Genomic DNA, 23,589 nt, shown 5'->3' with positions numbered 1-23,589 from the left:
GGCCGCCGGTCCGTCTCAGCCGGCCGCCCCCTGCCGCGCCCGCGCGCGGCGCAGCCAGTAGATCGCCGACAAGGGCAGCAGCACGGGGATGAACAGATACCCCATCCCGTAGTCCGACCACACCGTCGCGTCCGGAAACGCCGAGGGATCGGCCAGCGTCCACGTGCCCACCGTCAGCACCCCGACCAGCTCCGCGACGCAGCACACCAGCGCCGCGCGCCGGGCGGTCTCGCCGCCGCGCACCAACGTGTAGGTGATGAAGCCGTAGACGCCGCCCGCGACGGCGGACAGCGAGTAGGCGAGCGGCGCCCGGTCGAACTCGGTCGCGATCTGGTACGCCGAGCGCGACACCGCGCCGACGACCATCACGCCGTACAGCCACACCAGCAGGATCCCGGGCCCGCCGACCAGCCGCTGCCGCGTCTTCGGCGGCCCGTTCCGCGTCGCGGACACCTCAGCCTCCCCAGATGTCATACAGCCGCACCTCGAGGACGGCGAGGACGACTCCGCCGGCGGCCACCGTGACCGAGCCCCAGCGGGTGCGCTCGGCGAGCGACATGAAGCCGGCCGCCGGGACGCAGGCGAAGGCGCCCAGCAGATACGCCACGAAGATGGTCGTGCCCTGCTCCGGCTCCTGCCCGCGCGCCAGCAGCACGATCCCGGCCACCAGCTGGATCAGGGCCAGCAGCGTCACCACGCCCATGCCGATGAAGTGCCAGTCCTTCGTCGGCTGGTCACGGTAGGCGGCCCAGCCGCACCACGCGGCGAGCAGCAGCGCGGCGACACCCGTCGCCGGCGTCAGCACGTCAAGCATGGCGGCGAGCCTATTACGGCGGAACCGGACCCATACCGTCGGCCCCGGCCACCGCCCGCCGCCGTGGCCTTGGCCACACTCCGGCCCTTCACCCGGCCCGGCACCGGCCCGTCCGCGCGGCCCCTCCGCCTTGTGGCCCCTGGTCACCGGCGGGCCCGGGGACCGCCGCCCGTGCCCGCCGCCACCCACCGGGTCCGCGTTCCGGTCCACCACCGTCCAACATCCGGACACCCGTGTCCGGTCAGCAGCACACGTCTGCTTTACTGAACGCATGACCACGACGAGCGACCGCATCCCTGCGACCGAGGCGACCATGACGCCCGGTGCTCGTTGTCTGTGTCGTTCGCGCCGTATGTGCCGAATGTGCGCCTTCTAGAGGGCCCCCGCACCATCTGAGCCTCGCGCCCCGAAGCGAGCGCCCGCTCCTGCCCGCCGCCGCGCCCGGCGCGGGCGACCGAGCCCCTGCCCCGCGCACACGTTTCTCCCGGTTCCCCGCGCAGCGAGAACCGTGCCGCGTCCCTGACCGAAAGCACCCGTGCCGGGCCCACCCGCGCCCGCGCACTCGACAGTGACGGAAACCCACGTGATCACCACATCGGGCCTGAGCAAGGTCTACCGCTCACGCGGCCGTGAGGTCACCGCCCTCGACGGTGTCGACCTGCACGTCCGCGAAGGCGAGGTGTACGGCGTCATCGGCCAGTCCGGTGCCGGCAAGTCCTCGCTCATCCGCTGCATCAACCTCCTGGAGCGCCCCACCGCCGGCACGGTGACCGTCGCCGGCCAGGACCTCACCGCGCTCGCCGGCCGCGGCCCGCGCGCCGGCAAGGAGCTGCGGGAGGCGCGCAGCCGCATCGGCATGGTCTTCCAGCACTTCAACCTGCTCTCCTCGCGGACGGTCCAGGACAACGTCGAACTGCCGCTGGAGATCCTCGGCACGTCCGGGAAGGAACGTTCCCGCAAGGCCCTGGAACTGCTCGACCTGGTCGGCCTCGCCGACAAGGCGGGTGCCTACCCGGCCCAGCTCTCCGGCGGCCAGAAGCAGCGCGTCGGCATCGCCCGCGCGCTGGCCGGCGACCCCAAGGTGCTCCTCTCCGACGAGGCCACCAGCGCCCTCGACCCCGAGACCACCCGCTCCATCCTCCAGCTGCTGCGCGACCTCAACCGGCAGCTCGGACTGACCGTCCTGCTCATCACCCACGAGATGGACGTCGTCAAGAGCATCTGCGACTCGGCCGCCCTCATGGAGAAGGGACGCATCGTCGAGTCCGGCACCGTCAGCGACCTGCTCGCCACCCCGGGCTCCGAACTGGCCGCCGCCCTCTTCCCGGTCGGCGGCGACGCCACCGGCGCGGACCGCACCGTCCTGGACGTCACCTTCCACGGCGAGGCCGCGACCCAACCCGTCATCTCCCAGCTGGCCCGCACCTACAACATCGACATATCGATCCTCGGCGCCGCCATCGACACCGTCGGCGGCCTCCAGGTCGGCCGGATGCGCATCGAACTGCCCGGCCGCTACGAGGACAACGTCGTCCCCGTCGGCTTCCTGCGAGAGCAGGGCCTGCAGATCGACGTCGTGGAGCCCGCGGACGGCGCGGACACCGTGCCCGCGCTGGTGAAGGAAGGTGCCCAGTGACCTGGTCCGAGATGCAGCCCCTGCTGGAGCAGGCCTGTACCGAAACGCTGGTCATGGTCGGCTGGTCCACCCTGATCGCCGTCCTGGCCGGCCTGCCCCTCGGTGTCCTGCTCGTCCTCACCGACAAGGGCGGCCTGCTCCAGAACACCCTGGTGAACAAGGTGACCGGCCAGATCGTGAACATCGGCCGCTCGATGCCGTTCATCATCCTGATGGTGGCCCTGATGGGCTTCACCCGCTGGATCACCGGGACCACCATCGGCAGCACGGCCGCGATCGTGCCGCTGGCCATCGGCGGCATCCCCTTCTTCGCGCGGCTGGTCGAGACAGCCGTCCGCGAGGTAGACCACGGGCTCGTCGAGGCCGTCCAGGCGATGGGCGGCAACACCTGGACGATCGTCCGCAAGGTCCTCGTCCCCGAGGCCCTGCCGTCCCTGATCGCCAGCACCACGACCACGGTCATCGCCCTCATCGGCTACTCCGCCATGGCCGGCACCGTCGGCGGCGGCGGCCTCGGCGACCTCGCGGTCCGCTACGGCTACCAGCGCTTCGAGACCGGCCTGATGTGGGTCACCGTCGCGGTCCTCGCGATCGCCATCTCCCTCATCCAGTTCGCCGGCGACCACGCCGCCCGTGCCCTGCACCGCCGCGGCGCCCGCTCGGGCCCCGCGCCCAGGCCGCGGCTGCTGAAGGCCGAGGAGCCCGCCACGGCCGACGTGAGCAAGGTCGCCTGACGACCAAGGCAAGGCCAGGCCGTCCGGCCTCCGAGGCAGGCCAGGGCCGTCCGGCCTCCAAGGCCGGGTGCCCCGGCGCCCCCGAGACTCCCCGTACACCCATGACGGGGTCGCACCACCTCAGGAAAGGCACTTTTCGTGCGTAACACCGCCAAGATCACCACCACCGTCCTCGCCGCCGGAGCCCTCACCCTGGGCCTCACCGCCTGTGGCGCGGGCCAGGACTCCGCCTCCGGCACCTCCGGCCCGCTCGTCGTCGCGGCGAGCCCCGTCCCGCACGCCGAGATCCTCACCTTCGTCAAGGACGAACTGGCCGAGGACGCGGGCCTCGACCTGGAGGTAAGGGAGTTCACCGACTACGTGACGCCGAACACGGCGACGGAGGACGGCTCGGTGGGCGCCAACTTCTTCCAGACCCAGCCCTACCTCGACGACTTCAACAGGAAGAACGGCACCCACATCGTCTCCGTCGTCGACGTGCACCTGGAGCCGCTCGGCCTCTACTCGGACACGGTGAAGAAGGCCGACGGGCTGAAGAGCGGTGCGACCGTCGCCGTCCCGAACGACACCGTCAACGAGGGCCGCGCCCTGCAACTGCTCGCCGCCAACGGGCTCATCGCGCTCAAGGACGGCGTCGGCAACGCGGCGACCCCGGCCGACATCACGAAGAACCCCAAGAACCTGAAGTTCAAGGAGGTCGAGGCCGCGGCCACGCCGCGCCTGCTGAAGGACGTCGACGCCGCGGTCGTCAACGGCAACTACGCCATCGAGGCCGACCTCAAGCCGTCCGAGGACGCGCTCGTCCTGGAGTCCGCCGAGAACAACCCGAACAGCAACCTCCTGGCGGTCAAGGCGGGCAACGAGGACGACCCGCGCGTCGAGAAGCTCGCCAAGCTCCTCACCTCGCCCGAGGTGAAGAAGTTCATCGCGGACACGTACGCCGGTTCCGTGGTCGCCTCCTTCTGATCCGGCCCGCCCGACACACCCGGGGCCGACTCCGCGCACGAGTCGACCCCGTGGTGCGGTCCGGTGCTTTCATGCTGCATGCTGGGCAGTTCAGCATGACCCGACGGTGTCGGCGCTCTCCGGGCGCCGACGGTTTTTCGAAGGTTACGGAGCGGCGCATGACGAGCACCTTCCCCAACATCTCCCTCAGCACGGAGCGGTTGGTGCTGCGTCCTCTCGAAGAGCCGGACACCGAGGCGTTCGCCGAGATGATGAACGACGAACTGGTCACCTCCTGGACCTCCGCCCCGCACCCCTGCACCGAGGACCACGCCCGCGCCTGGATCACCCAACACGCCCCCGGGGAGCGCACCGAGGGCCGCGGCATCGTCTTCGCGGTCACCGAGTTCCTCACCCAGCGCCTGGTCGGCATCGTGCAACTGCGGAACACCGACTGGCGCGTCCGCTCCACCGAGATCTCCTACGTCGTCGCGCCCTGGGCCCGTGGCGAGGGCTACGCCTCCGAGGCCGCCCTCGCGACCGCGCAGTGGCTCTTCCACGACCAGAAGTTCGAGCGCCTCGAACTGCGCACCGCGGCCGGCAACACCGCCTCCCAGCAGGTGGCCCAGAAGATCGGCTGCATCAGCGAGGGCGTCCTGCGCAACGCCTGGATAGCGCGGACCAGAACCGACAGCGGCGAGTGGACCGATGTCCGCACCGACCTCATCGTCTGGAGTCTGCTGCCCGAGGACCTGGAAGGCGTCGGCGACCAGCTGGCCGGCGGCTTCACGTCCTTCGACGACTGGAACTGACCGGCGGGCCGGCCGCGGACCGCGGACCGCCGCCCCTCGCCCCGGCACCACGGGATACCCTCACGGAGCCCGCCCGCGGGCACTGTCCGCCACGACCTGCGCACACTCCTGGAGACTGACAACGATGGCCGACCGGGTCACGGTGATCGGCTGGGACGGTTCGCCGCTGACGGCCGCGGCACGCTCCGCCCTCGGCGCCGCCACCCTGGTGGCGGGCGCCGGCCACCACCTGGCGCTGCCCGAGGTACCGCCGGCCGCCGAACGCATCCGCCTCGGCAGCGTCGCCCTCGCCGCCCGGCGCATCGCCGCCCACCGCGGCACCGCCGTCGTACTCGCCGACGGCGACCCCGGCTTCTTCGGCGTCGTGCGGACCCTGCGCGCCCCCGAGTTCGGCCTGGAGGTCGAGGTCGTCCCGGCCGTGTCCTCCGTCGCCGCCGCCTTCGCCCGCGCCGGTATGCCCTGGGACGACGCTCATGTTGTCGTCGCCCACCCTCGAACGCTGCGGCGCGCGGTGAACGTATGCCGGGCCCACACCAAGGTCGCCGTCCTCACCTCACCGGGCGCCGGCCCCGCCGAACTCGGGCTGCTGCTGGAGGGCGTCCACCGCACCTTCGTCATCTGCGAGGAACTCGGCACCGCGCGCGAACAGGTCACGGTCGTCACCTCCGAGAAGGCCGCCGACCACACCTGGCGCGACCCCAACGTCGTCATCGTCGTCGGCGGGACCGTCGGCCGGGGCGGCACCGGCGAGGGCGGCGGCTGGATCGCCGGCCGCGACCCCGCCGCAGGACCGCGCGGCTGGTCGCTGCCCGCCGAGGCCTACGGCGGCGACCTCGGCGAGGGCGAGACCGACCTGCTGCGCGCCGCCCAGCTCGCCCGGCTCGGCCCGCGCACCGGCGACCTCGTGTGGGACATCGGCTGCGGCAGCGGTGCCTTCGCCACCGAGGCCGCCCGTGCCGGCGCCGCCGTCCTCGCCGTCGACCGAGACGTGGCCGCCTGCGCCCGCACCGAGTCCACCGCCCGCCGGCACGGCGTCCAGCTCCAAGTGGTGCACGGCACCGCCCCGCACGTCCTGGAGAACCTCCCCGAGCCGGACGTCGTCCGCGTCGGCGGCGGGGGAGCGGCCGTCGTCTCCGCCGTCGCCGACCGCCGTCCGCAGCGCATCGTCACCCACGCCGCGACCCGGGACGCGGCCGAACTCGTCGGCCGGGACCTGACGGAGCACGGCTACCGCGTCGAGTGCGCCCTGCTCCAGTCCGTCGGCCTGGACACCCGCGCCTGGACGGAGACGGAGCGGAGCGTCGCGTTCCTGCTCAGCGCGGAGATCCTGCGGCGCGAGTCGCCTCGCTGACGGGTGCCGGCCGGACCGACGGCCGGCACCGCGGCGTGGCCGCCGGACCGCGCCCCGTGATCAGGTTGTCGTACCGCGCGCGGTAGGCTGGCCGATCGTTGTACCGCACTCGGGCACCGGCGCTTCGTCGGCCGATGTCCAAAAAAACCCACCTGTTTCGGGCCGGGTGTGGTACGGCAGAACCTGAGGACACGCAACGTGGCGCAGTCCACAGCGGACCGTCGCGGATCGAGCTGTCGTGGCGGGCGAACGACCGCAAGAATGCCACTCAATGGCTTTGTCGCCTTTTCCGGCGAGTCGTTCGTGCCGCTGGGCACGCACGCTCGTTCTTCACTGCGGGGGCGGTCGGTGCGCCGTTCCGGGTGAGCTGGTCGTAGGAAGCACTAACCGATGGGGCGAGGGGTACGCATGACCGACACCGGCCAGGTCCCGGGCGAGGGACTGCCGGAGAACGCAGGCACGGGTGAGCAGCCGGACGCTCCCGCGTCCGACGCGTACGCCTACCTCTCCGAGACCACCGCGGAGGACGACGACCTCTTGCTGCTGCCCGGCGCCCAGGGCGCCTGGGGCAACGAGGTCCCGCCGCCCGCGCCCGAGCCGGTCGTCGAGGCCGTGCACGAGCCGGGCCCGCACGAGACGTCCGGCCGCGACAGCGGCTCGGTCGACCTCAACGGCGTCCGCCTCCCCGACCCGGCCCACACCCATGCCCACGGCGAACCCCGGACTCAGGCCCAGGCCCAGGGGCAGACCCAGCCTCAGGACCGGGTCCAGGAGCCGGCTCCGGCAGCGCACGCGCGCCGGCCGCTGCACCTCGGGCCGCCCATCCCCGACGCCTCCGCGAGCCCGGTCCGTTCCCTGGCCGACCGGGGCCCGGCCGCGGCCCCGGTGCGGCAGGCCGCCGTGGCCGCGCCCGCCTCCGGACCCGAGTACCTCGACGCGCCGCAGGCCGCCGCCATGCCCCCGCAGGGAGCGGTCCCTTGGGGCGCACCGGCGGCGACGCAGGACCCTGTGGGCGCGGGGGCGGAGCCTGCCGAAACGGTTGTCCCGGCGCAGGCGCAGGCGCAGGCGCAGGCGCCGGTGCCCGAGGGGGCCGCGGGGCCCGTCGGCGCGGCCGACGCGGTGGTCGCCCGCGTGGCGACCGAGGCGGTCGCGGCCACGGGCGGGCCACGGCCGGAGACCGGTGGCGGCGCCGGGAACCCCGGCGACGCCGGCGAGCCCGCCGCCCAGGCCGGAGGTCCCGGCACTCAGGACGACTCCGGCGCGTCGGCTGAGTCCGGTACGCCGGCGGAGGCCCAGGTCGTCTCCGGGGCCGGTCCGGAGACGCCGGAGTCCCCGGCCCAGGAGCTTCCGGCCCAGGAGTCCTTGGCGCAGCAGGCACCGGAGACCGCGCCGAGCCCTGAGGTGACCGAGGCGACCGGGCCGACGGCGCCCGCGGAGTCCGCAGAGACCCAGGAGACTCAGGAGACCCAGGAAGCCATGCAGGCCCAGATGGTTTCCGAGGCCCCCGAGGTCCCGGACGATCCTGCCGTCGCGGCCGTCAACGGACCCGACCAGGCCGCCGACGTGCCCGCGCCCGCCCCTGCCGACGCCGAGCCCGGCTCCGAGTCGGTGGGCGAGGAGGGTGCCGTCGAGGAGGCCGGCGCCGAGCCGGCCGAGGCCGTCGTCACGGACCCCGCCCTGCCGGAAGAGGCCACGCCCGCCGCCCCCGAGGCGCAGCAGGTCGCGTCGGCCGCTCCGTCGCCGCAGGCGCAGCCGGCCGGCCAGGCGGACCCGTCCGTGGAGGCGCACACGGCCGTGCAGCCGCACCCTGCCCAGGACCCGAACCAGGTCGCGCACCCGAACCCGGCTCCCGACGGCATCGACGCCGCTGAGGCGCCCGCCGCCCCTGAGGCGAACCCGGCCCCGGCGGCGAACGAAGCTCATGAGGCGCCCGCCGCCCCCGCCGCCGGCCATCCTCACGAGGCGCCCTCCTCCGCGGAGGCGACCCCGGCTTCCGAGGTGGCTCCCACCGCCGAGCCGGCCGCCGCCGAGGCCCACGCCGCCCAGGGCCCCCAGTCGCTGCCGGACGCGCAGGCGCAGCCCGAGGCCGTGGCCTCCGACGTACCGCAGCCCCCGGCGCCACAGCCCGCGGCCGGACACCAGCCCCCGGCCGGGCAACAGCCCGTGGCCGAGCCGCAGTCCACCGCCGAGCCCCACCCCGCCGCGCAGCCGGCCGGGGTGAGCGCACAGGCGGCGTCCGCCGAGCCCGTCGCCGTACCGCCGGCGGAGGCCGGCGAGCCCGCACAGCCCGGCACCGCCGACGCCCCCGCCGCCACCGTGGCCACCGAAGCCCCCGCCGCCACCGAGGCGGCCGAAGCGCCCGGCGCGACGACCGCCGAGGTCACCGGCGAGGCTGCCGCAGGCCTCACCGCCGCCCCGGAGGCACACGCGCAGGACCAGAGCCTGGGTCAGTTCGTCCCGGTCGAGGGCCAGGTGCCCACCACCCCGCATCTGGCGCCGACGCCGCCGCAGGCCCTCGTCCTCCCCGCGGAGCCGGAGGCGGACACCGCCGTCCCGGGCCCCCGGGAGGCCGAGCCCGAGCAGGTACCCGAGGCCGCCCAGAGCGCCGACGACCTGGAGACCCGGGACGCGGGCCAGGAGGACGCCGACGAGCAGCCGCAGCCGGCGCAGCGGCAGGAGCAGCCGGCCAAGGCCCGGCAGCCCACCGGCCCGGCCGCTCCCGCCTACGACGACGCCGAACGAGAAGCCGTGCTGAAGGTCATGCGCGAACGCCGCGACATCCGCAACGGCTTCCGCAGCGACCCCATCCCGCACGAGGTGCTGCTCCGCGTCCTCGAGGCCGCCCACACGGCGCCGTCCGTCGGCCACTCGCAGCCCTGGGACTTCGTCGTCATCCGCTCCGCCGACACCCGGCGGGCCATGCACGAACTGGCGATGCGTCAGCGCGAGGCCTACGCCAAGTCGCTGCCCAAGGGCCGGGCCAAGCAGTTCAAGGAACTGAAAATCGAGGCCATCCTCGACACCCCGGTCAACATCGTCGTCACCGCAGACCCGACCCGCGGCGGCCGGCACACCCTCGGCCGGCACACCCAGCCGCAGATGGCGCCGTACTCCTCCGCGCTCGCCGTCGAGAACCTCTGGCTCGCCGCCCGCGCCGAAGGCCTCGGCGTCGGCTGGGTCAGCTTCTTCGACGAGCGCGAGATGGTCCGCGCCCTCGGACTTCCCGAACACCTCGAGGTCGTCGCCTACCTGTGCGTCGGGTACGTCGACGAGTTCCCGGACGAGCCGGAGCTGATGCAGGCCGGCTGGTCCAAGCGCCGTCCGCTGTCCTGGGTGGTGCACGAGGAGACCTACGGCCGCCGCGCCCTGCCCGGAGAGGAACCCCACGACCTGCTCGCCGAGACCGTCGCCCAGATCCGCCCGCTCGACGCCAAGGCCCTCGGCGAGGCCTGGGAACGCCAGAAACGCATGACCAAGCCGGCCGGCGCGCTCGGCATGCTGGAGATCATCTCCGCACAGCTGTCCGGACTCTCCCGGCAGTGCCCGCCGCCGATCCCCGAGCCCGCGGCCGTCGCCGTCTTCGCCGGCGACCACGGGGTGCACGCCCAGGGCGTCACCCCCTGGCCGCAGGAGGTCACCGGCCAGATGGTCGCCAACTTCCTCGGCGGGGGAGCGGTCTGCAACGCCTTCGCGACCCAGGTGGGCGCCGAGGTGTGCGTCGTGGACGTCGGCGTCGCCACCGACCTGCCCGCCACGCCCGGTCTGCTGCCCCGCAAGGTCCGCGCGGGCACGTCCGACATGACGACCGGTCCCGCCATGACCCGCGAGGAGGCCAAGCAGGCCATCGAGGTCGGCATCGAGACCGCCCGCGACCTGGTCGCCGCCGGGAACAAGGCGCTGCTCACCGGAGAGATGGGCATCGCCAACACCACCGCCTCCGCCGCGCTGATCTCCGTGTTCACCGGCGCCGACCCGGCCGAGGTCACCGGCCGCGGCACCGGTATCAACGACGAGACCCTCGCCCGCAAGACCGAGGTCGTGCGCCGCGCGATCGAGGTCCACCAGCCCGACCCGGCCGACCCCATCGGCGTGCTGGCCGCGATCGGCGGCCTGGAGCACGCCGCCATCGTCGGCCTGCTGCTCGGCGGTGCCTCCCTGCGCACGCCCGTGATCCTGGACGGCGTCAGCGCGGGCGCCGCCGCGCTCGTCGCCCGCGCGATCGCGCCCGAGGTGCTCGCCGCCTGCATCGCGGGCCACCGCAGCGCCGAGCCCGGCCACGTCGCCGCGCTCAACAAGCTGGGCCTGCGCCCCCTGGTCGACCTCGACCTCCGCCTCGGCGAGGGCACCGGCGCCCTGCTCGCCCTGCCGATGGTGCAGAGCACGGCACGGGCGATGCACGAGGTCGCGACGTTCGACTCGGCGGGGGTGACCGAGAAGTAGCGGTTCGCCGGGGACCGCCCGGCAGGACCGCGCCGGGCCCGTCGTCGGCGTACCGGTGGTCGTGCCCACCCGTTCCTCCCCCAGTGCCTTGAGGGCCTGGGAGGTGCCCCCGGCGGAACGGGTGGGCACGACCGGCACACGATCCCGCACCCGCCAACGAAGTCCAGCCACCGGACCACCAGCGCCGCGCTGCCCGGCCGCCGCGTAAAATCCGCACGTCAGCGCCACGCACCGCCGCCCCAACAGGAGCCGTCCCCTCATGGCCGAACACCCCGCCTACCCCGTAGGCCTCCGCCTCGCCGGCCGCCGCGTGGTCGTCCTCGGCGGCGGTCAGGTCGCCCAGCGCCGCCTCCCCGCCCTCATCGCGGCCGGCGCCGACATCGTCCTCGTCTCCCCCGGGGCCACCCCCTCCGTCGAGGCGATGGCGGACGCGGGCGAGATCACCTGGGAACGGCGCCCGTACGCCGACGGCGACCTCGCGGACGCCTGGTACGCCCTGATCGCCACCAGCGACCCCGAGGCCAACGCCCGGGCCTCCGCCGAGGCGGAGCGCCACCGCGTCTGGTGCGTCCGCTCCGACGACGCCGACCAGGCCACGGCCTGGACCCCGGCCACCGGCACCAGCGAGGGCGTGACCGTCGCCGTCCTCACCACCGACGCCCGGGGCCGCGACCCCCGCCACACCGCCGCCATCCGCGACGCGGTCGTCGAGGGCCTGCGCGACGGCACCCTCGTCGCCCCGCACCACCGCACCCGCAAGGCGGGCGTCGCCCTGGTCGGCGGCGGCCCCGGCGACCCCGACCTGATCACGGTCCGCGGACGCCGGCTGCTCGCCGAGGCCGACGTGGTCATCGCCGACCGCCTCGGCCCGCGCGACCTGCTCGCCGAGCTGCCGCCGCACGTCGAGGTGATCGACGCGGCGAAGATCCCCTACGGCCGGTTCATGGCCCAGGAGGCCATCAACAACGCGCTGATCGAGCACGCCAAGCAGGGCAAGGCGGTCGTCCGGCTCAAGGGCGGCGACCCGTTCGTCTTCGGCCGCGGCATGGAGGAGGCGCAGGCGCTCGCCGAGGCGGGCATCCCCTGCACGGTCGTGCCCGGCATCTCCAGTTCCATCTCGGTGCCCGGCGCGGCCGGCATCCCGGTCACCCACCGCGGCGTCGCCCACGAGTTCACGGTGGTCAGCGGCCACGTCGCCCCCGACGACGAGCGCTCCCTCGTCGACTGGCCCGCGCTGGCCCGGCTCACCGGCACGCTCGTGATCCTCATGGGCGTCGACAAGATCGGGAAGATCGCCGACACCCTCGTCGCACACGGCAGGTCCCCCGACACCCCGGTCGCCCTGGTCCAGGAGGGCACCACCGCCGCCCAGCGCCGGGTCGACGCGACCCTGGCGACCGTCGCCGAGACGGTCGTCGCCGAGGAGGTCAGGCCGCCTGCCGTCATCGTCGTCGGCGAGGTCGTCGGCGTGGGCCCGCGAGGCACCGAGTGATGGCCGAACCGGTCACGATCGAGGACCCCGACGACCCCCGTCTGCACGACTACACGAACCTCACCGACGTTGAGCTGCGCCGTCGGCGCGAGCCCGCCGAGGGCCTGTTCATCGCCGAGGGCGAGAAGGTCGTCAGAAGGGCCGTCGACGCGGGCTACGCGACACGCTCCATGCTGCTGTCCGCCAAGTGGGTCGACACCATGCGCGACGTCATCGACGCGAGTCCCGCGCCCGTCTACGTCGTCAGCCCGGCGCTCGCCGAACAGGTCACCGGCTACCACGTCCACCGCGGCGCGCTCGCCTCGATGCAGCGCAAGCCGCTGCCCGCCGCGGCCGACCTGCTGCGCACCGCCCGGCGCGTGGTGGTGATGGAGTCGGTCAACGACCACACCAACATCGGCGCGATCTTCCGCTCCGCCGCCGCGCTCGGCATGGACGCCGTCCTGCTCTCCCCGGACTGCGCCGACCCGCTCTACCGGCGCAGCGTGAAGGTGTCGATGGGGGCCGTCTTCTCCGTGCCGTACGCCCGCCTGGACGGCTGGCCCAGGAGCCTGGAGACCGTCCGCGAGGCGGGCTTCACGCTCCTCGCCCTCACCCCCGACGCCAGGGCCAGGGCCCTCGACGAGGCCGCCCCGCACCGGATGGACCGGGTGGCCCTGATGCTCGGCGCCGAGGGCGACGGTCTGTCCCGCCGGGCGCTGGAGGCCGCCGACGACCGGGTGCGCATCCCCATGTCGCACGGCGTCGACTCGCTCAACGTCGGCGCGGCGGCCGCGGTCGCCTTCTACGCGGTGGCCACGGGGCGACCGACGGCCTGACCCGGCACCGGCCGCCCGGACCCGAGCCCGCTCCGCCTGCGCAGGCCGAGCGCGGTCCGGCTACGCCGCCAGAGCCCGCTCCGGCTGCGCAGCCCAGCGGTTCCCGCGACGGGCTACGCAGGCGAGCGGTTCCTCCGACGGGCTACGCGGGCCGGCCGGTTCCCGCGACGCCGGTCGCGTGCTCCACGGCGCCGGACGCGTGTCCCACGCCGCCGGGCGCGTGCCGTACGGCGCTCGGCGCGCTGCGTACGCCGGGGCCGTCGCCGCCCAGTCCGCGCGCCGGGCCCTGGCAGCCCTGCGCCACGGCGATGCCGAGCGCGACGAGGAGCGTCACCACGACGAAGACGAACAGCCGCTGGCGCAGCAGGCGGGGGTTGGCGGGCCTGCGCCCGGTCCCCGTGGGACGTGACGACGGACGGCCGCCTCCGCCGCGCGACGGTGTCGGCCGCCCCCCGTTGTCGGAACGCCGCGGCCGGCCCCCGCCGGAGGTGCTGCCCGACGTGCCGGTGCCACGGCGTGCGGCGGGCGTCGGCCGGGCTCCGGACCGCGGACCGGAGCCGCCGCGGGACGCGCTGCCACCGCCCCGGGACGGAGTGCCGCCGCGCGCCGAGGCTCCCCGCGCGGGCGTACCGGTGCCGGAGCGTCCTTGGCCGGTGGCGCGCGATCCGGCGCCCCGAGCGTCCGCCCCCCGCGGGTCGGTCCCCCGCGGGTCGCCGCCCCGCAGGTCCGCCGGGCGCCGCGGCGCGGGAGTGCCGTGCCCTCCCGGCTGCCCCTGGGGGTGGCGGTGCGACCGCTCCGGGTAGGTGTCGGCGAGCCGCCCCGCGGCCCGGTCCGACTCCGCGCCGCGCGGCGCCGGCGGGCGCACGTCGGCCAGGCCCAGCCCCTGGGCCTCACGGGCCGCGATCTCCTTCAGCCGCAGCGACAGCTGAAGGGTGCTGGGCCGCTCCTCGGGGTCCTTCGCCAGGCAGGCCCGCACGAGCGGGGACAACGCGTCCGGTACGCCGTGCAGCTGCGGCTCCTCGTGCACCACGCGGTACAGCATCACCTCCGAACTGCCGTGGCCGAAGGGCGAGTCGCCCATGGAGGCGTAGGCGAGGGTGGCGCCCAGCGAGAACACGTCCGTGGCCGGGGTGACGGCCGCCCCGCGCACCTGCTCCGGCGCGAGGAACCCGGGGGAGCCGACCGCCGTTCCCACGTGGGTGAGGGTCGAGGCGCCCGTGGCCCAGGCGATCCCGAAGTCGATGATGCGCGGCCCCTTGGGGGACAGCAGGATGTTGGACGGCTTGAGGTCGCGGTGCACCACCCCGGCCTCGTGCACCGCGACCAGGCCCTCGGAGAGGGCGGCGCCGATGGCGGCGACGTCGGCCGCGCCGAGCGGGCCCTCGTCGACGACCTTGTCGTGCAGGGAGGGCCCGGGCACGTACTGCGTGGCGAACCACGGGCGGTCCGCCTCCAGATCGGCCGCGACCAGCCGTGCGGTGCAGCCGCCTCTGATCCGCCGCGCCGCCGAGACCTCACGGGCGAAGCGCGAACGGAACTCCTGGTCCTCGGCCAGGTCCGGCCGGATGACCTTCAGCGCGACCCGCTGCCCCTTCTTGTCGGAGCCCAGGTAGACCACGCCCATCCCGCCCGCGCCGAGCCGCCTGTGAAGCCTGAACGAGCCGACGACGCGCGGGTCCTCGCGCCTCAGGCGCATCATCGCCATGTTCATCCCCGCTGCCCGGTCCCTGTGACGAGCCACAGCTTACGTTTCCACGGCCGCCTGCGCGCAGAGGCCGCGCCCTCTCGGCCCGGTCGATTGTCAGTGGTGGGTGGGAGACTTGAAAGGTGGTCAGGGGTGGGGAGGGCGGGCCGGGTTGACCCCGGCCGGTGCCCCAACGACTCGACGGGTAAGGGGGATTGGCCTGTGAAGGGTGACCGGGTGGAGATAGTCGTGGACGCGGGGGACACGACGCGGACGTACGAGGTGGTGGCGAGCAGGGCGGGGCGCCGGGTGGAGACGGCGGTGCGGCGAGGGGTGGTCGAAGTGAGCGAAGTCACCCGCACCGGTGCCGTGGTGCGCACGGCGCGTTTCATGGCGAACCGCGTGCTGGCCCTGGTCGAACAGCCCGTGCCCCGGGAGGACGGCTCGGAGCGGGCTCCGGACGGGTCCGCGGATCAGCGGGGGCGCGCGGGGCGGCCCCTCCGGGAAGACCCGGAGGCGTGAGCCGCCGTCTCCACCCAGGGGAGTACGCCGCGCGACGGGGCTCATCCTCCGGGAGGCCCGGCAATCGGTACGAGGGCATGACGTGCCGGGGGAGCCGGACCCCTAGATTTGAGGTCAAGCGGCGGGTGCAGCACTCGTCCCCCGAGGTCAGACGCCCGCCGCTGCCAATGACGACACGTGCGAATCGAACGGTCAGGAGAGGGGCCATGGCCCAGACGGCACCGCGGGCACTGATCCGCATGCAGGGACGCAGGGCGTACGCCACCGCGTTCCGCCCGCGCCGCCAGGGCCGCCGCCACCCGCTGGTGGCGACGCTGATGGCCCTCCCCCTGGCGGCCCTGCTCCTCCTCGTCTTCGACGGGTGGGAGACAGTGGCCACACAGGCGTCGTCCGTGGGTGTGGTGCTGGGGCGCTGAGCGGTGACCCCAGGCCCGGAAGAGCGGTCCGGGCGGGGACACCCACCCATGAAACCCCGTGGGGACGGGGGTGCGGCGGACGGCACAGATGCCGGCGCAGCTGGGGAGCTGCGCCGGCATTGCCGTGCGCCCGAGCACTCCCGGCGACAGCTGCGGCGCCGGTCCCGGCGCAACCGCCGAAGGCCCCCCGTACGCTCGCCCCGTGACCCTCCTCCCCGCCCTGACCGCTCGCGTCGGGGCAGCCGTTCACCGGCGCTCCACCCCACGCTGCCCCTGCCGCACCGCCACCCTCGCCGACCGCCCGGACGCCACCGTCGTCCGGCACGCGGACACCGTCGCCAAGGCCCACGCCCCGGGCGCCGACCCCGACGCCCTGGCCCGCCGGCTGGCCCTCGCCGACCGGCTCCCCGGCGTGCTCCTGCCGCCGGTCACCGCGACGCCCACCGCCCTGCACGGCCGGCTCGTGACCTTCTGGCCCTACGGCACCCCCGTCGACCCGGACGACCCCGCCGCCGCCCCGTGGGAGGCCGCCGCGGTGCTCCTCGCCCGGCTGCACCGCGCCCCGGCCGATCCACACCGCAGACTGCCGGTCATGCGCGGACCCGCGAAGGCGGCCTCGGCGGTCGCCCGGCTCCGCGACGCCGGCCCCGGCCGTCCCGGCGTCGCCCCGGTCCTGCGCGCCTGGGCCGCTCTGCCCGCCTGGGCCCGCGACGAGGCCCCCATGCCGGACACCACCACCCCCTGCCACGGTGACTTCCACCTCGGCCAGCTCATACGCCACCCGGCACCCGACGGCCCCTGGCTGCTGATCGACGTCGACGACCTCGGCACCGGCGTACCGGCCTGGGACCTCGCCCGCCCGGCCGCCTGGTACGCGTGCGGACTGCTCCCACCCGACGACTGGTCCCGTTTCCTCACCGCCTACCGCACCGCCGCAGGCCCGGCCGTCCCGGCGGACGGCGACCCCTGGCCCGCCCTGGACGTCCCGGCCCGCGCCCTGACCGTGCAGACCGCCGCCCGTGCCCTCACCAAGGCGCTCGCCGAGGGCCGCTCCCTGGACGAGGCGGAGACGGCGCTCGTCGACGCGTGCGCGCGCATCGCGTCGCTTCCTCCCGGCTGAGCCGACGTCACGCGGACCAGGTGCAACCGGACGCGGCCGGACGGAGTCTGTCCTGGCGATACGCGAAGCAGGACCGACCGGCGAGGAGTTGAGCCCGACATGCAGTGTCCGAAGTGTCGTGCCCCCATGCACACCTACAACCGCAACGGCGTCCAGATCGAGCAGTGCAGCGGCTGCCGTGGAATCTTCCTCGACTACGGCGAGCTGGAGTCCCTCACCCGGCTGGAGTCGCAGTGGTCCCAGCCCGCCCCGCCGCCTCCGCCCGCCCCGGGGGCCTACCCGGCCGCCCCCGCGGCGCCCGCCGCACCGGCCTGGGGCGCCCCGCACGCCGGTCACGGCCACCACCACGGCCACCGCCGGCACAAGAGCTTCGGCCACATGCTGTTCTCCAGCTGAGCCCGCACGAAAGAGCCCCCGGCCGCACATGACGGCCGGGGGCTCCGGGCTGTGGACGATACTGGGATTGAACCAGTGACCTCTTCCGTGTCAGGGAAGCGCTCTCCCGCTGAGCTAATCGTCCTCGGGACCGTGACCGTACGGTCACGTACCGTGCGCGATACTGGGATTGAACCAGTGACCTCTTCCGTGTCAGGGAAGCGCTCTCCCGCTGAGCTAATCGCGCGGGGATCCTTGCGGATCGAGGTCCTCGCGGACCAGTGGACGATACTGGGATTGAACCAGTGACCTCTTCCGTGTCAGGGAAGCGCTCTCCCGCTGAGCTAATCGTCCTTGGAGGTGGAGACGGGATTTGAACCCGTGTAGACGGCTTTGCAGGCCGTTGCCTCGCCTCTCGGCCACTCCACCAGGAGTGCGGAGGACCCGGAGATCCCCCTCTTCCTTCGAGCGGACGACGAGGCTCGAACTCGCGACCTCAACCTTGGCAAGGTTGCGCTCTACCAACTGAGCTACGTCCGCCTGTCGATTCGGTCCGCTTCCGCGTCCCGGCGACGTGTTGAACTCTAGCGGATTCCGGGGCCAGTACAAAAACGCGTTTGTGCAGCGTGCTGCGCCGCCCCCCACCGCCGACCTGGTCAGGACGTCGGGAAGGACACGTTCGGCTCACCTCCGCGACACCGGTCATAGACTCGACGGCGTGCACGACCTCCCTCCCCTCGCCCGCTTCGGCGACCGCGTCGCCACCGGTCTCCGCGATGTGACCAGCGATCCCGCGGCCCTCGACTCCAGCGGTTTCTGGGCCGTCGCCGCCGACTTCGAGGGGCGCCTGACCTGCGCCCGCTTCGAGGACGTCCGCGTGGAGCCGGTGCCCGCTCCCGTGCCCGGCCGGTGGCGGGGACCGGCCGTCGGTGACTGGACGTCGTCACTGGACCGCGAGGCGTACACGGCGGCCGTACGCCGCATCCGCGCGCACATAGCGGCCGGCGAGGTCTACCAGGCCAACCTCTGCCGGGTGCTGTCGGCGCCCGTACCGCCCGGCGCCGATGTCGACGCCCTCACCGCACTCCTGGCCCGCGGCAACCCCGCGCCGTACGCCGGAACGATTCGGCTGCCGGACCACGGGGTGGAGACGGCCACCGCCTCACCCGAGCTCTTCCTGCGGCGCGACGGCCGGGTCGTCGAGTCGGGGCCGATCAAGGGGACCGGCCGCACCGAGGCGGATCTGCTGGAGAAGGACTACGCAGAGAACGTCATGATCGTGGACCTCGTCCGCAACGACATCGGGCGCGTGTGCGCCACGGGGAGCGTGACGGTGCCCGACCTGTGCGCCGTGGAGAAGCACCCCGGGCTGGTCCACCTGGTGTCCACGGTGCGCGGCGAACTGCGCGCCGGGGCGGGCTGGCCCGAGCTGCTCGGCGCCGCCTTCCCGCCCGGTTCGGTCACCGGCGCCCCGAAGTCCAGCGCCCTGCGGATCATCGACGCGCTGGAGACGGCGCCCCGGGGACCGTACTGCGGGGCCGTCGGCTGGGTGGACGCCGACCGCGGCACGGCGGAACTGGCCGTCGGCATCCGCACCTTCTGGATCGACCGCGCGGCCGGCGGCGGTGCCCTGCTGCGCTTCGGCACCGGCGCCGGCATCACCTGGGGCTCCGACCCCGAGGGGGAGTGGCGCGAGACCGAGCTGAAGGCGTCACGGCTGCTGGCGGTAGCGTCGGGAGCCTACGAGGTGAGTGGAGAGGGAGTACAGACGTGAGGATCTGGCTCGACGGCAGGCTGCAGGAGCTCGAGGAGGCCCGGGTCTCCGTCTTCGACCACGGCCTGACCGTGGGCGACGGCATCTTCGAGACCGTGAAGGCGGTGGACGGCAGGCCGTTCGCGCTGACCCGGCACCTCGACCGGATGACCCGTTCGGCCCGGGGCCTCGGCCTGCCCGACCCCGACCTCGACGAGGTCCGCCGCGCCTGCGACGCCGTCCTGGCCGCGAACCCCCTGCCGCTGGCCCGGCTGCGCATCACCTACACCGGCGGCCACGGCCCGCTCGGCTCCGACCGCGGCGAGGAGGGCTCGACCCTGGTCGTCGCCGTCGGCGAGACCGCCCGCCGCCCCGACTCCACGGCCGTGGTCACCGTGCCCTGGACCCGCAACGAGCGCGGCGCGCTGGCCGGCCTGAAGACGACCTCGTACGCCGAGAACGTCGTCGCCCTGGCCCGCGCCCGGGAGCACGGCGCCTCCGAGGCGCTGCTGGGCAACACCCTGGGCCGGCTGTGCGAGGGGACCGGCTCCAACGTCTTCGTCGTCCTGGACGGCGAGATCCACACCCCGCCGCTCGCCTCCGGGTGCCTGGCGGGCGTCACCCGCGCCCTGACCGTGGAGTGGACGGGGGCCAAGGAGACCGACCTGCCCATGGACGTGCTGGAGCGGGCCGACGAGATCTTCCTGACCTCCACGCTGCGGGACGTGCAGGCGGTGCACCGGGTCGACGACCGCGACCTGCCGGGCGCCCCGGGCCCGGTGACCGCCAAGGCCATGCGGATCTTCGAGGAGCGCTCCGGGCAGGACCTGGACCCCTGATCCCCCGGCGCGAGTCCGGCGAGACCCGGGAAACCGTGCTGACGCGGGGGCCGGCGACGGGGTAGAAACCCGTTGATGACCACGACCCTGCGGCCGACCGAGCCGCTTCAGCGCGCTGCCGACGGGACGCGTTCACGCCGCTACCAGGTGTGCGTGAACAGCCGTCCCGTCGGCGCCGTCCATCTCGGCACCTCGCCCTCCTTCGGCGACTTCGTGGCCCGCGTCCTGCACCTGCGCATCGACGAACCCGACCGCCGCCGGGGCCGGGGAACCGTCGCCGCCCTGGCGGCGGAGGAGGTCGCCCGGGGCTGGGGCTGCCGGCAGATCGAGACGTCCGTGCCCGCCGACGCCGAGGCGGCGCTGCGGCTGTTCGACATGCTCGGCTATGTCCCGCGCAACCGCGGCATGGAGAAGAGGCTCGGCGACACCGCGCCCGTCCTTCCCGCGGGCAGCCGGTCACGGCCCATGACGGAGGCCGAGTACGAGGAGTGGCGGGCGCACGAGTCGGAGGACTACGTGCGCACCTGGACCGAGCGGGGCATACCCGAGGCGGTGGCCCGCGCCAAGGCCCGCCGCGACCACGAGACGCTGCTGCCGGACGGGCCGGCCACCCGGGACATGCTCTTCAGCGTGCTGGAGCACGAGGGCGTGCGGGTCGGCACCCTGTGGCTGGCACTGCGCCGGGACGACGCCTACGTCTTCGACGTCGAGACCGTCCCGGCGCACCGCGGCCGGGGGCACGGCCGCGCCCTGATGCTGCTCGCGGAGAGCCAGACGATCGCCGCCGGCCGGACCGTCCTGGGCCTCAACGTCTTCGCCGGGAACACCGCGGCCGAGCGGCTGTACGAGTCACTGGGCTACCGGACCACACGGCACACCCTGTACAAACCGCTGGTGTAGCGGCCGGCGGTCGTGGGGGAGGGGAGGGGCCGAGGCCCGGGGCCCTGGGGCGCAGCTCGCGGGAGCGCCGGAGGGCGCGGGCCGTGGTCCTGGGACCGCGCCGCCGGGTGCGGTGCCCCGTCGGAGGCCGTTCTCCCGTCCTCCCGCCCTGCCGCCCTGTCGTCCTCAGGCCTCCGGCCCGGCCAGCAGGCGGTCCGCGATCTCCTCGATCCGCTCGCGCAGGCCCTCCTGGCTCTTGCCGCCGTCGAGCCGCTCCCCGCCGATGACGTACGTCGGGGTGCCGGTCACACCGATCGCCTTGCCCTCGGCCTGGTCGGCGTCGACGATCAGGATGTGCCGGCCGTCGATCAGCGCCGTGTCGAACTCCTCGGCGTCCATGCCGAGTTCCCGGGCCGTCTCGACCAGCACGGGCTCGCCCCGTCGCTCCAGTTCCGCCACCCGGACGAGCACCGCCTCGACGTACGGCCAGGCCTGCCCCTGCACGGCGGCCTCCTCGGCGGCCTGGGCCGCGGCGAAGGCGTGCTTGTGCTTGTCCAGGGGGAAGTGCCGCAGCCGCACCTCCAGTCGGTCGCCGTACCGGGCGCGCAGAGCGCGGACGTCGTCCAGGGCGGTGCGGCAGTCCGGGCACTGGAGCTCGCACCAGACGTCGAGAACGGCGGTGGGACGGTCGGGGGAGGAGTCGCTCATGGGCGACAGTCTCCCAGCCCCGGCAGCGGCGGCCCAAACGGACCTCCCGCACGTCAGGGGGCGCCACCGCACCGGGGCCCGGGGAGGAGCCGACCCGGAGACCGACCCGGAGATGTCCCTGATGTCCGCCCCGGCCATGGCCCCGGAGGGCCCGGACGGTGCAGGATGGAAGGGACGAAGTGCCCCTGACCGAGCGAGCCCAGCCCTGGAGGACCGGATGATTGCCGAGACCGTCTGCTCCGCCGTGTCCGCGGCGGGCCTGGGCATCGCGGCGATCACCGCGTACCGCAGGCGCTTCCTGGCGGCGGCCCGCATCGCCGCCTACTCCCTGATCCCGGTCGGCCTGGTGATGACCGGCATCGTGCAGTGGCTGGCCGACACCGCCTTCAGCCCCATGGCCTGGGCGGGCTTCGCGGTGCTCGGCGTCTCCTGGCTGCTGTTCCTGACCACACGCACCGTGGAGCGCCGGCGCGGCGGCACCCGCAAGGAGCGCAGGCAGGCTGCCCGCGCCGCCGCACAGGGCGAGGCGGTGGCCCCGGCGGCTTCGGCGCCCTCCCTGGGCTCCGCTGCGGGCGCTTCCTCCGGCTCCCGTCCGGCGGCCCGGCCCACGGGCAAGCAGGCGGCCGACGACGACTTCAGCGACATCGAGGCGATCCTGAAGAAGCACGGCATCTGAGCCCGGCCGGCGCCGGGTTTCGGGCAGAGGACGTCGGCCGCCGTCCGCAAGTGATCACAACCCGAACCGAAGATCACCGTAACGGCGAACTCCTGTGCACAACACGTGCGGAGATCGCGCGGGAAGCGCGAACTGCGCCATCATCGCCCGCGAGATGCTGGACACGACGCAGCCGGACACGACAGGGAGCGACGCCGCGCCGCGGAAGGACGAGCCGCGCGGCTGTCTCTTCGCCCTTTCCCAGCCACCGCTGATGATCTTCCTTGCGGTGATCGGGTGTCTGCTGCTCATGGCTTCGTTGCACGACCTGCTGTTGCTGTGAGCCGTACCCGCGTTCCCCGGCGACACCCGCCGGGGGCGCGTCGGACCGCATCGCCCGGCAGGCCGGCACGGCCCCGCAGCCCGGCGCGGCAAAGGCGCCGGAGGGTCAGCCCGCCGCCTCCTTGCGGCGCGCGCGGTAGGCGGCCACATGCAGGCGGTTTCCGCAGGTGCGGCTGTCGCAGTAGCGCCGTGAGCGGTTGCGGGAGAGGTCGACGAAGGCCCGCCGGCAGTCCGGGGCCTCGCAGCGGCGCAGCCGCTCACGCTCCCCGGCGACGACGAAGAAGGCCAGGGCCATCCCGCAGTCCGCGGCCAGGTGGTCCGCGACCGAGGCGCCCGGGGCGAAGTAGTGGACGTGCCAGTCGTAGCCGTCGTGGTCGGTGAGCCGGGGGGTGGTGCCCGCCGCCGCGACCAGCTCGTTGATCAGCCCGGCGGCGGCCCGGGCGTCGGGCGCGGCGAACACCGCGGCGAAGCGCCCCCGGATCTTGCGCACCGCCGACAGATCCAGCTCCGAGAGCACTCCGACGTCGCTGATCTCGTGGTTCTCCACGAAATCCGCGAGGGCGGCGACGTCCGGCAGCCCGTCCGGCGTCGACTCGTCCTCCGGTGCGGTGTTCACCAGATCGACCACGGTGTCGAGGGCACACCGGGTGTCATGGGTGATCAGCACGTTTCGCTCCCTGGCCTGGGGGTCGGGCGGGCGCCCGCCGATGCTGGCCGATGGTAGTGGCTTCCGGCGCCGCCGTACCGGCCCCGATCCGGTCGGCCCTGCCCGGAAGCCTCCACTCCGGCTTCCCGGGCCCCGGGCCCCGGGCCCCGGGCCCCGGGCCTCCCAGGCTCCCGGACCCCGGGCTCCCGTGCCCAGGGCCTCCCGTGCCCAGGGCCTCCCGTGTCCCGGGCTTGCGGCCTCCTGGACCCCGGGCTCCCGGCCCGTCGGCCTCCCGAGTCCCGGGCCTCCCGGGCGGCCTCCGGCCTTCCGGACGTTCCCGCTTCCGGTCGGTCCCGACCGCCACCACCGTCGTCGGTACAACGGCGGTCGCCCCGCACCGGTTCCCCGCGCCCCCGCTCCCCGCGCCCCCGCTCCCCGCGCCCCCGCTCCCCGCGCGCCCGCCCCCGCTCTCCGCGCGCGCCTGCTCCCAGCGCGCACGCCCCCGCTCCCCGTGCGCCCGCTGATCGGCGCCGGGGGGGGGGGGGGGGGGGGGAGGGGGCGGGGGGGGGGGGGGGGGGGGGGGAGCTGTGATGGAGGGGAGGAGCGAA

The 23,589-nt window shown here is 74.5% G+C and carries 22 protein-coding genes and 5 tRNA genes; 17 read left to right on the top strand and 10 right to left on the bottom strand.

Features of this window, described 5'->3' with window-relative positions; translation table 11 throughout:
* Positions 1–15 precede the first annotated feature (15 nt).
* Both ACZ45Q_RS18890 and ACZ45Q_RS18885 read right to left on the bottom strand, forming a co-directional pair.
* Positions 16–474 (bottom strand): hypothetical protein, encoded by a 459-nt coding sequence (locus ACZ45Q_RS18890; protein ID WP_468262268.1) that lies wholly within the window; start codon positions 472–474, stop codon positions 16–18.
* Positions 455–814, bottom strand: coding sequence for a hypothetical protein (locus ACZ45Q_RS18885; RefSeq protein ID WP_468262266.1), 360 nt, complete (start codon positions 812–814; stop codon positions 455–457). The genes ACZ45Q_RS18890 and ACZ45Q_RS18885 overlap by 20 nt, the downstream gene beginning before the upstream one ends.
* Positions 815–1,397: 583 nt before the next feature.
* Here ACZ45Q_RS18885 and ACZ45Q_RS18880 point away from each other — a divergent pair.
* The 8 genes from ACZ45Q_RS18880 (at position 1,398) to ACZ45Q_RS18845 (ending at position 13,042) form a co-directional block, all read left to right on the top strand.
* A complete protein-coding gene (locus tag ACZ45Q_RS18880) occupies positions 1,398–2,450 on the top strand; it encodes a methionine ABC transporter ATP-binding protein (RefSeq protein WP_468262264.1) in 1,053 nt (350 codons plus the stop codon).
* Positions 2,447–3,184 carry a methionine ABC transporter permease gene (locus tag ACZ45Q_RS18875; RefSeq protein WP_468262261.1) on the top strand — a complete coding sequence of 246 codons (738 nt, stop codon included), beginning with the start codon at positions 2,447–2,449 and terminating at the stop codon, positions 3,182–3,184. The genes ACZ45Q_RS18880 and ACZ45Q_RS18875 overlap by 4 nt, the downstream gene beginning before the upstream one ends.
* A gap of 138 nt (positions 3,185–3,322) precedes the next feature.
* Positions 3,323–4,150 carry a MetQ/NlpA family ABC transporter substrate-binding protein gene (locus tag ACZ45Q_RS18870; protein WP_468262258.1) on the top strand — a complete coding sequence of 276 codons (828 nt, stop codon included), beginning with the start codon at positions 3,323–3,325 and terminating at the stop codon, positions 4,148–4,150.
* A gap of 158 nt (positions 4,151–4,308) precedes the next feature.
* Positions 4,309–4,941, top strand: coding sequence for a GNAT family N-acetyltransferase (locus ACZ45Q_RS18865; protein WP_468262256.1), 633 nt, complete (start codon positions 4,309–4,311; stop codon positions 4,939–4,941).
* A gap of 124 nt (positions 4,942–5,065) precedes the next feature.
* A complete protein-coding gene (gene cbiE, locus ACZ45Q_RS18860) occupies positions 5,066–6,292 on the top strand; it encodes a precorrin-6y C5,15-methyltransferase (decarboxylating) subunit CbiE (protein ID WP_468262253.1) in 1,227 nt (408 codons plus the stop codon).
* Between the two features lie 408 nt (positions 6,293–6,700).
* Positions 6,701–10,732, top strand: coding sequence for a nicotinate-nucleotide--dimethylbenzimidazole phosphoribosyltransferase (gene cobT / locus ACZ45Q_RS18855; protein WP_468262251.1), 4,032 nt, complete (start codon positions 6,701–6,703; stop codon positions 10,730–10,732).
* 259 nt (positions 10,733–10,991) lie between these two features.
* Positions 10,992–12,224 carry a uroporphyrinogen-III C-methyltransferase gene (cobA, locus tag ACZ45Q_RS18850; RefSeq protein WP_468262247.1) on the top strand — a complete coding sequence of 411 codons (1,233 nt, stop codon included), beginning with the start codon at positions 10,992–10,994 and terminating at the stop codon, positions 12,222–12,224.
* Positions 12,224–13,042 (top strand): TrmH family RNA methyltransferase, encoded by an 819-nt coding sequence (locus ACZ45Q_RS18845; RefSeq protein ID WP_468262244.1) that lies wholly within the window; start codon positions 12,224–12,226, stop codon positions 13,040–13,042. The genes cobA and ACZ45Q_RS18845 overlap by 1 nt, the downstream gene beginning before the upstream one ends.
* Before the next feature lie 142 nt (positions 13,043–13,184).
* On the opposite strand, the gene ACZ45Q_RS18840 is transcribed toward ACZ45Q_RS18845, so the two are convergent.
* Entirely contained in the window at positions 13,185–14,753 is a 1,569-nt protein-coding gene (locus tag ACZ45Q_RS18840) for a serine/threonine-protein kinase (RefSeq protein WP_468262241.1), read from the bottom strand.
* A gap of 195 nt (positions 14,754–14,948) precedes the next feature.
* On the opposite strand from ACZ45Q_RS18840, the gene ACZ45Q_RS18835 reads away from it, so the two are divergent.
* The 4 genes from ACZ45Q_RS18835 to ACZ45Q_RS18820 all read left to right on the top strand — a co-directional run bounded on the left by ACZ45Q_RS18835 (position 14,949) and on the right by ACZ45Q_RS18820 (position 17,180).
* Positions 14,949–15,248 (top strand): hypothetical protein, encoded by a 300-nt coding sequence (locus tag ACZ45Q_RS18835; protein ID WP_468262238.1) that lies wholly within the window; start codon positions 14,949–14,951, stop codon positions 15,246–15,248.
* 206 nt (positions 15,249–15,454) lie between these two features.
* Positions 15,455–15,664 carry a hypothetical protein gene (locus ACZ45Q_RS18830; RefSeq protein ID WP_468262236.1) on the top strand — a complete coding sequence of 70 codons (210 nt, stop codon included), beginning with the start codon at positions 15,455–15,457 and terminating at the stop codon, positions 15,662–15,664.
* Positions 15,665–15,866: 202 nt separating this feature from the next.
* The gene (locus ACZ45Q_RS18825) at positions 15,867–16,784 is read left to right on the top strand and encodes a phosphotransferase family protein (protein ID WP_468262233.1); all 918 of its coding nucleotides are present in this window, start codon (positions 15,867–15,869) and stop codon (positions 16,782–16,784) included.
* A 99-nt stretch (positions 16,785–16,883) separates the two neighbouring features.
* Positions 16,884–17,180, top strand: a complete 297-nt coding sequence (locus ACZ45Q_RS18820; protein WP_468262230.1) for a TFIIB-type zinc ribbon-containing protein — start codon at positions 16,884–16,886, stop codon at positions 17,178–17,180.
* A 52-nt stretch (positions 17,181–17,232) separates the two neighbouring features.
* Here the strand turns inward: ACZ45Q_RS18820 and ACZ45Q_RS18815 are convergent.
* The 5 genes from ACZ45Q_RS18815 to ACZ45Q_RS18795 form a co-directional block, all read right to left on the bottom strand.
* Positions 17,233–17,304, bottom strand: a tRNA-Val gene (locus tag ACZ45Q_RS18815).
* Between the two features lie 30 nt (positions 17,305–17,334).
* Positions 17,335–17,406, bottom strand: a tRNA-Val gene (locus ACZ45Q_RS18810).
* 35 nt (positions 17,407–17,441) lie between these two features.
* Positions 17,442–17,513 (bottom strand) — tRNA-Val (locus tag ACZ45Q_RS18805).
* 1 nt (position 17,514) lies between these two features.
* Positions 17,515–17,588 (bottom strand) — tRNA-Cys (locus ACZ45Q_RS18800).
* Positions 17,589–17,626: 38 nt separating this feature from the next.
* Positions 17,627–17,699 (bottom strand) — tRNA-Gly (locus ACZ45Q_RS18795).
* A 178-nt stretch (positions 17,700–17,877) separates the two neighbouring features.
* Here ACZ45Q_RS18795 and ACZ45Q_RS18790 point away from each other — a divergent pair.
* The 3 genes from ACZ45Q_RS18790 (at position 17,878) to ACZ45Q_RS18780 (ending at position 20,651) form a co-directional block, all read left to right on the top strand.
* Positions 17,878–18,933, top strand: coding sequence for a chorismate-binding protein (locus tag ACZ45Q_RS18790; RefSeq protein WP_468262227.1), 1,056 nt, complete (start codon positions 17,878–17,880; stop codon positions 18,931–18,933).
* Positions 18,930–19,751, top strand: coding sequence for an aminotransferase class IV (locus ACZ45Q_RS18785; protein ID WP_468262224.1), 822 nt, complete (start codon positions 18,930–18,932; stop codon positions 19,749–19,751). Before ACZ45Q_RS18790 ends, ACZ45Q_RS18785 begins: the two co-directional genes overlap by 4 nt.
* A 75-nt stretch (positions 19,752–19,826) precedes the next feature.
* A complete protein-coding gene (locus ACZ45Q_RS18780; protein WP_468262221.1) occupies positions 19,827–20,651 on the top strand; it encodes a GNAT family N-acetyltransferase in 825 nt (274 codons plus the stop codon).
* A 165-nt stretch (positions 20,652–20,816) separates the two neighbouring features.
* Here ACZ45Q_RS18780 and ACZ45Q_RS18775 read toward each other — a convergent pair whose 3' ends face one another.
* The gene (locus ACZ45Q_RS18775; protein WP_468262219.1) at positions 20,817–21,338 is read right to left on the bottom strand and encodes a DsbA family protein; all 522 of its coding nucleotides are present in this window, start codon (positions 21,336–21,338) and stop codon (positions 20,817–20,819) included.
* Positions 21,339–21,555: 217 nt separating this feature from the next.
* On the opposite strand from ACZ45Q_RS18775, the gene ACZ45Q_RS18770 reads away from it, so the two are divergent.
* Both ACZ45Q_RS18770 and ACZ45Q_RS18765 read left to right on the top strand, forming a co-directional pair.
* Positions 21,556–22,014, top strand: coding sequence for a hypothetical protein (locus ACZ45Q_RS18770; RefSeq protein ID WP_468262216.1), 459 nt, complete (start codon positions 21,556–21,558; stop codon positions 22,012–22,014).
* Positions 22,015–22,168: 154 nt separating this feature from the next.
* Positions 22,169–22,336 carry a hypothetical protein gene (locus ACZ45Q_RS18765; RefSeq protein ID WP_468262213.1) on the top strand — a complete coding sequence of 56 codons (168 nt, stop codon included), beginning with the start codon at positions 22,169–22,171 and terminating at the stop codon, positions 22,334–22,336.
* Between the two features lie 105 nt (positions 22,337–22,441).
* On the opposite strand, the gene ACZ45Q_RS18760 is transcribed toward ACZ45Q_RS18765, so the two are convergent.
* Entirely contained in the window at positions 22,442–23,002 is a 561-nt protein-coding gene (locus ACZ45Q_RS18760; RefSeq protein ID WP_468262210.1) for a CGNR zinc finger domain-containing protein, read from the bottom strand.
* Positions 23,003–23,589 lie beyond the last annotated feature (587 nt).

The sequence above is a fragment of the Streptomyces sp. NPDC031049 genome, from assembly GCF_055571015.1.
The sequence above is the reverse complement of the archived record's forward strand: the minus strand, read 5'-3'. Positions and strand labels throughout refer to the sequence as shown.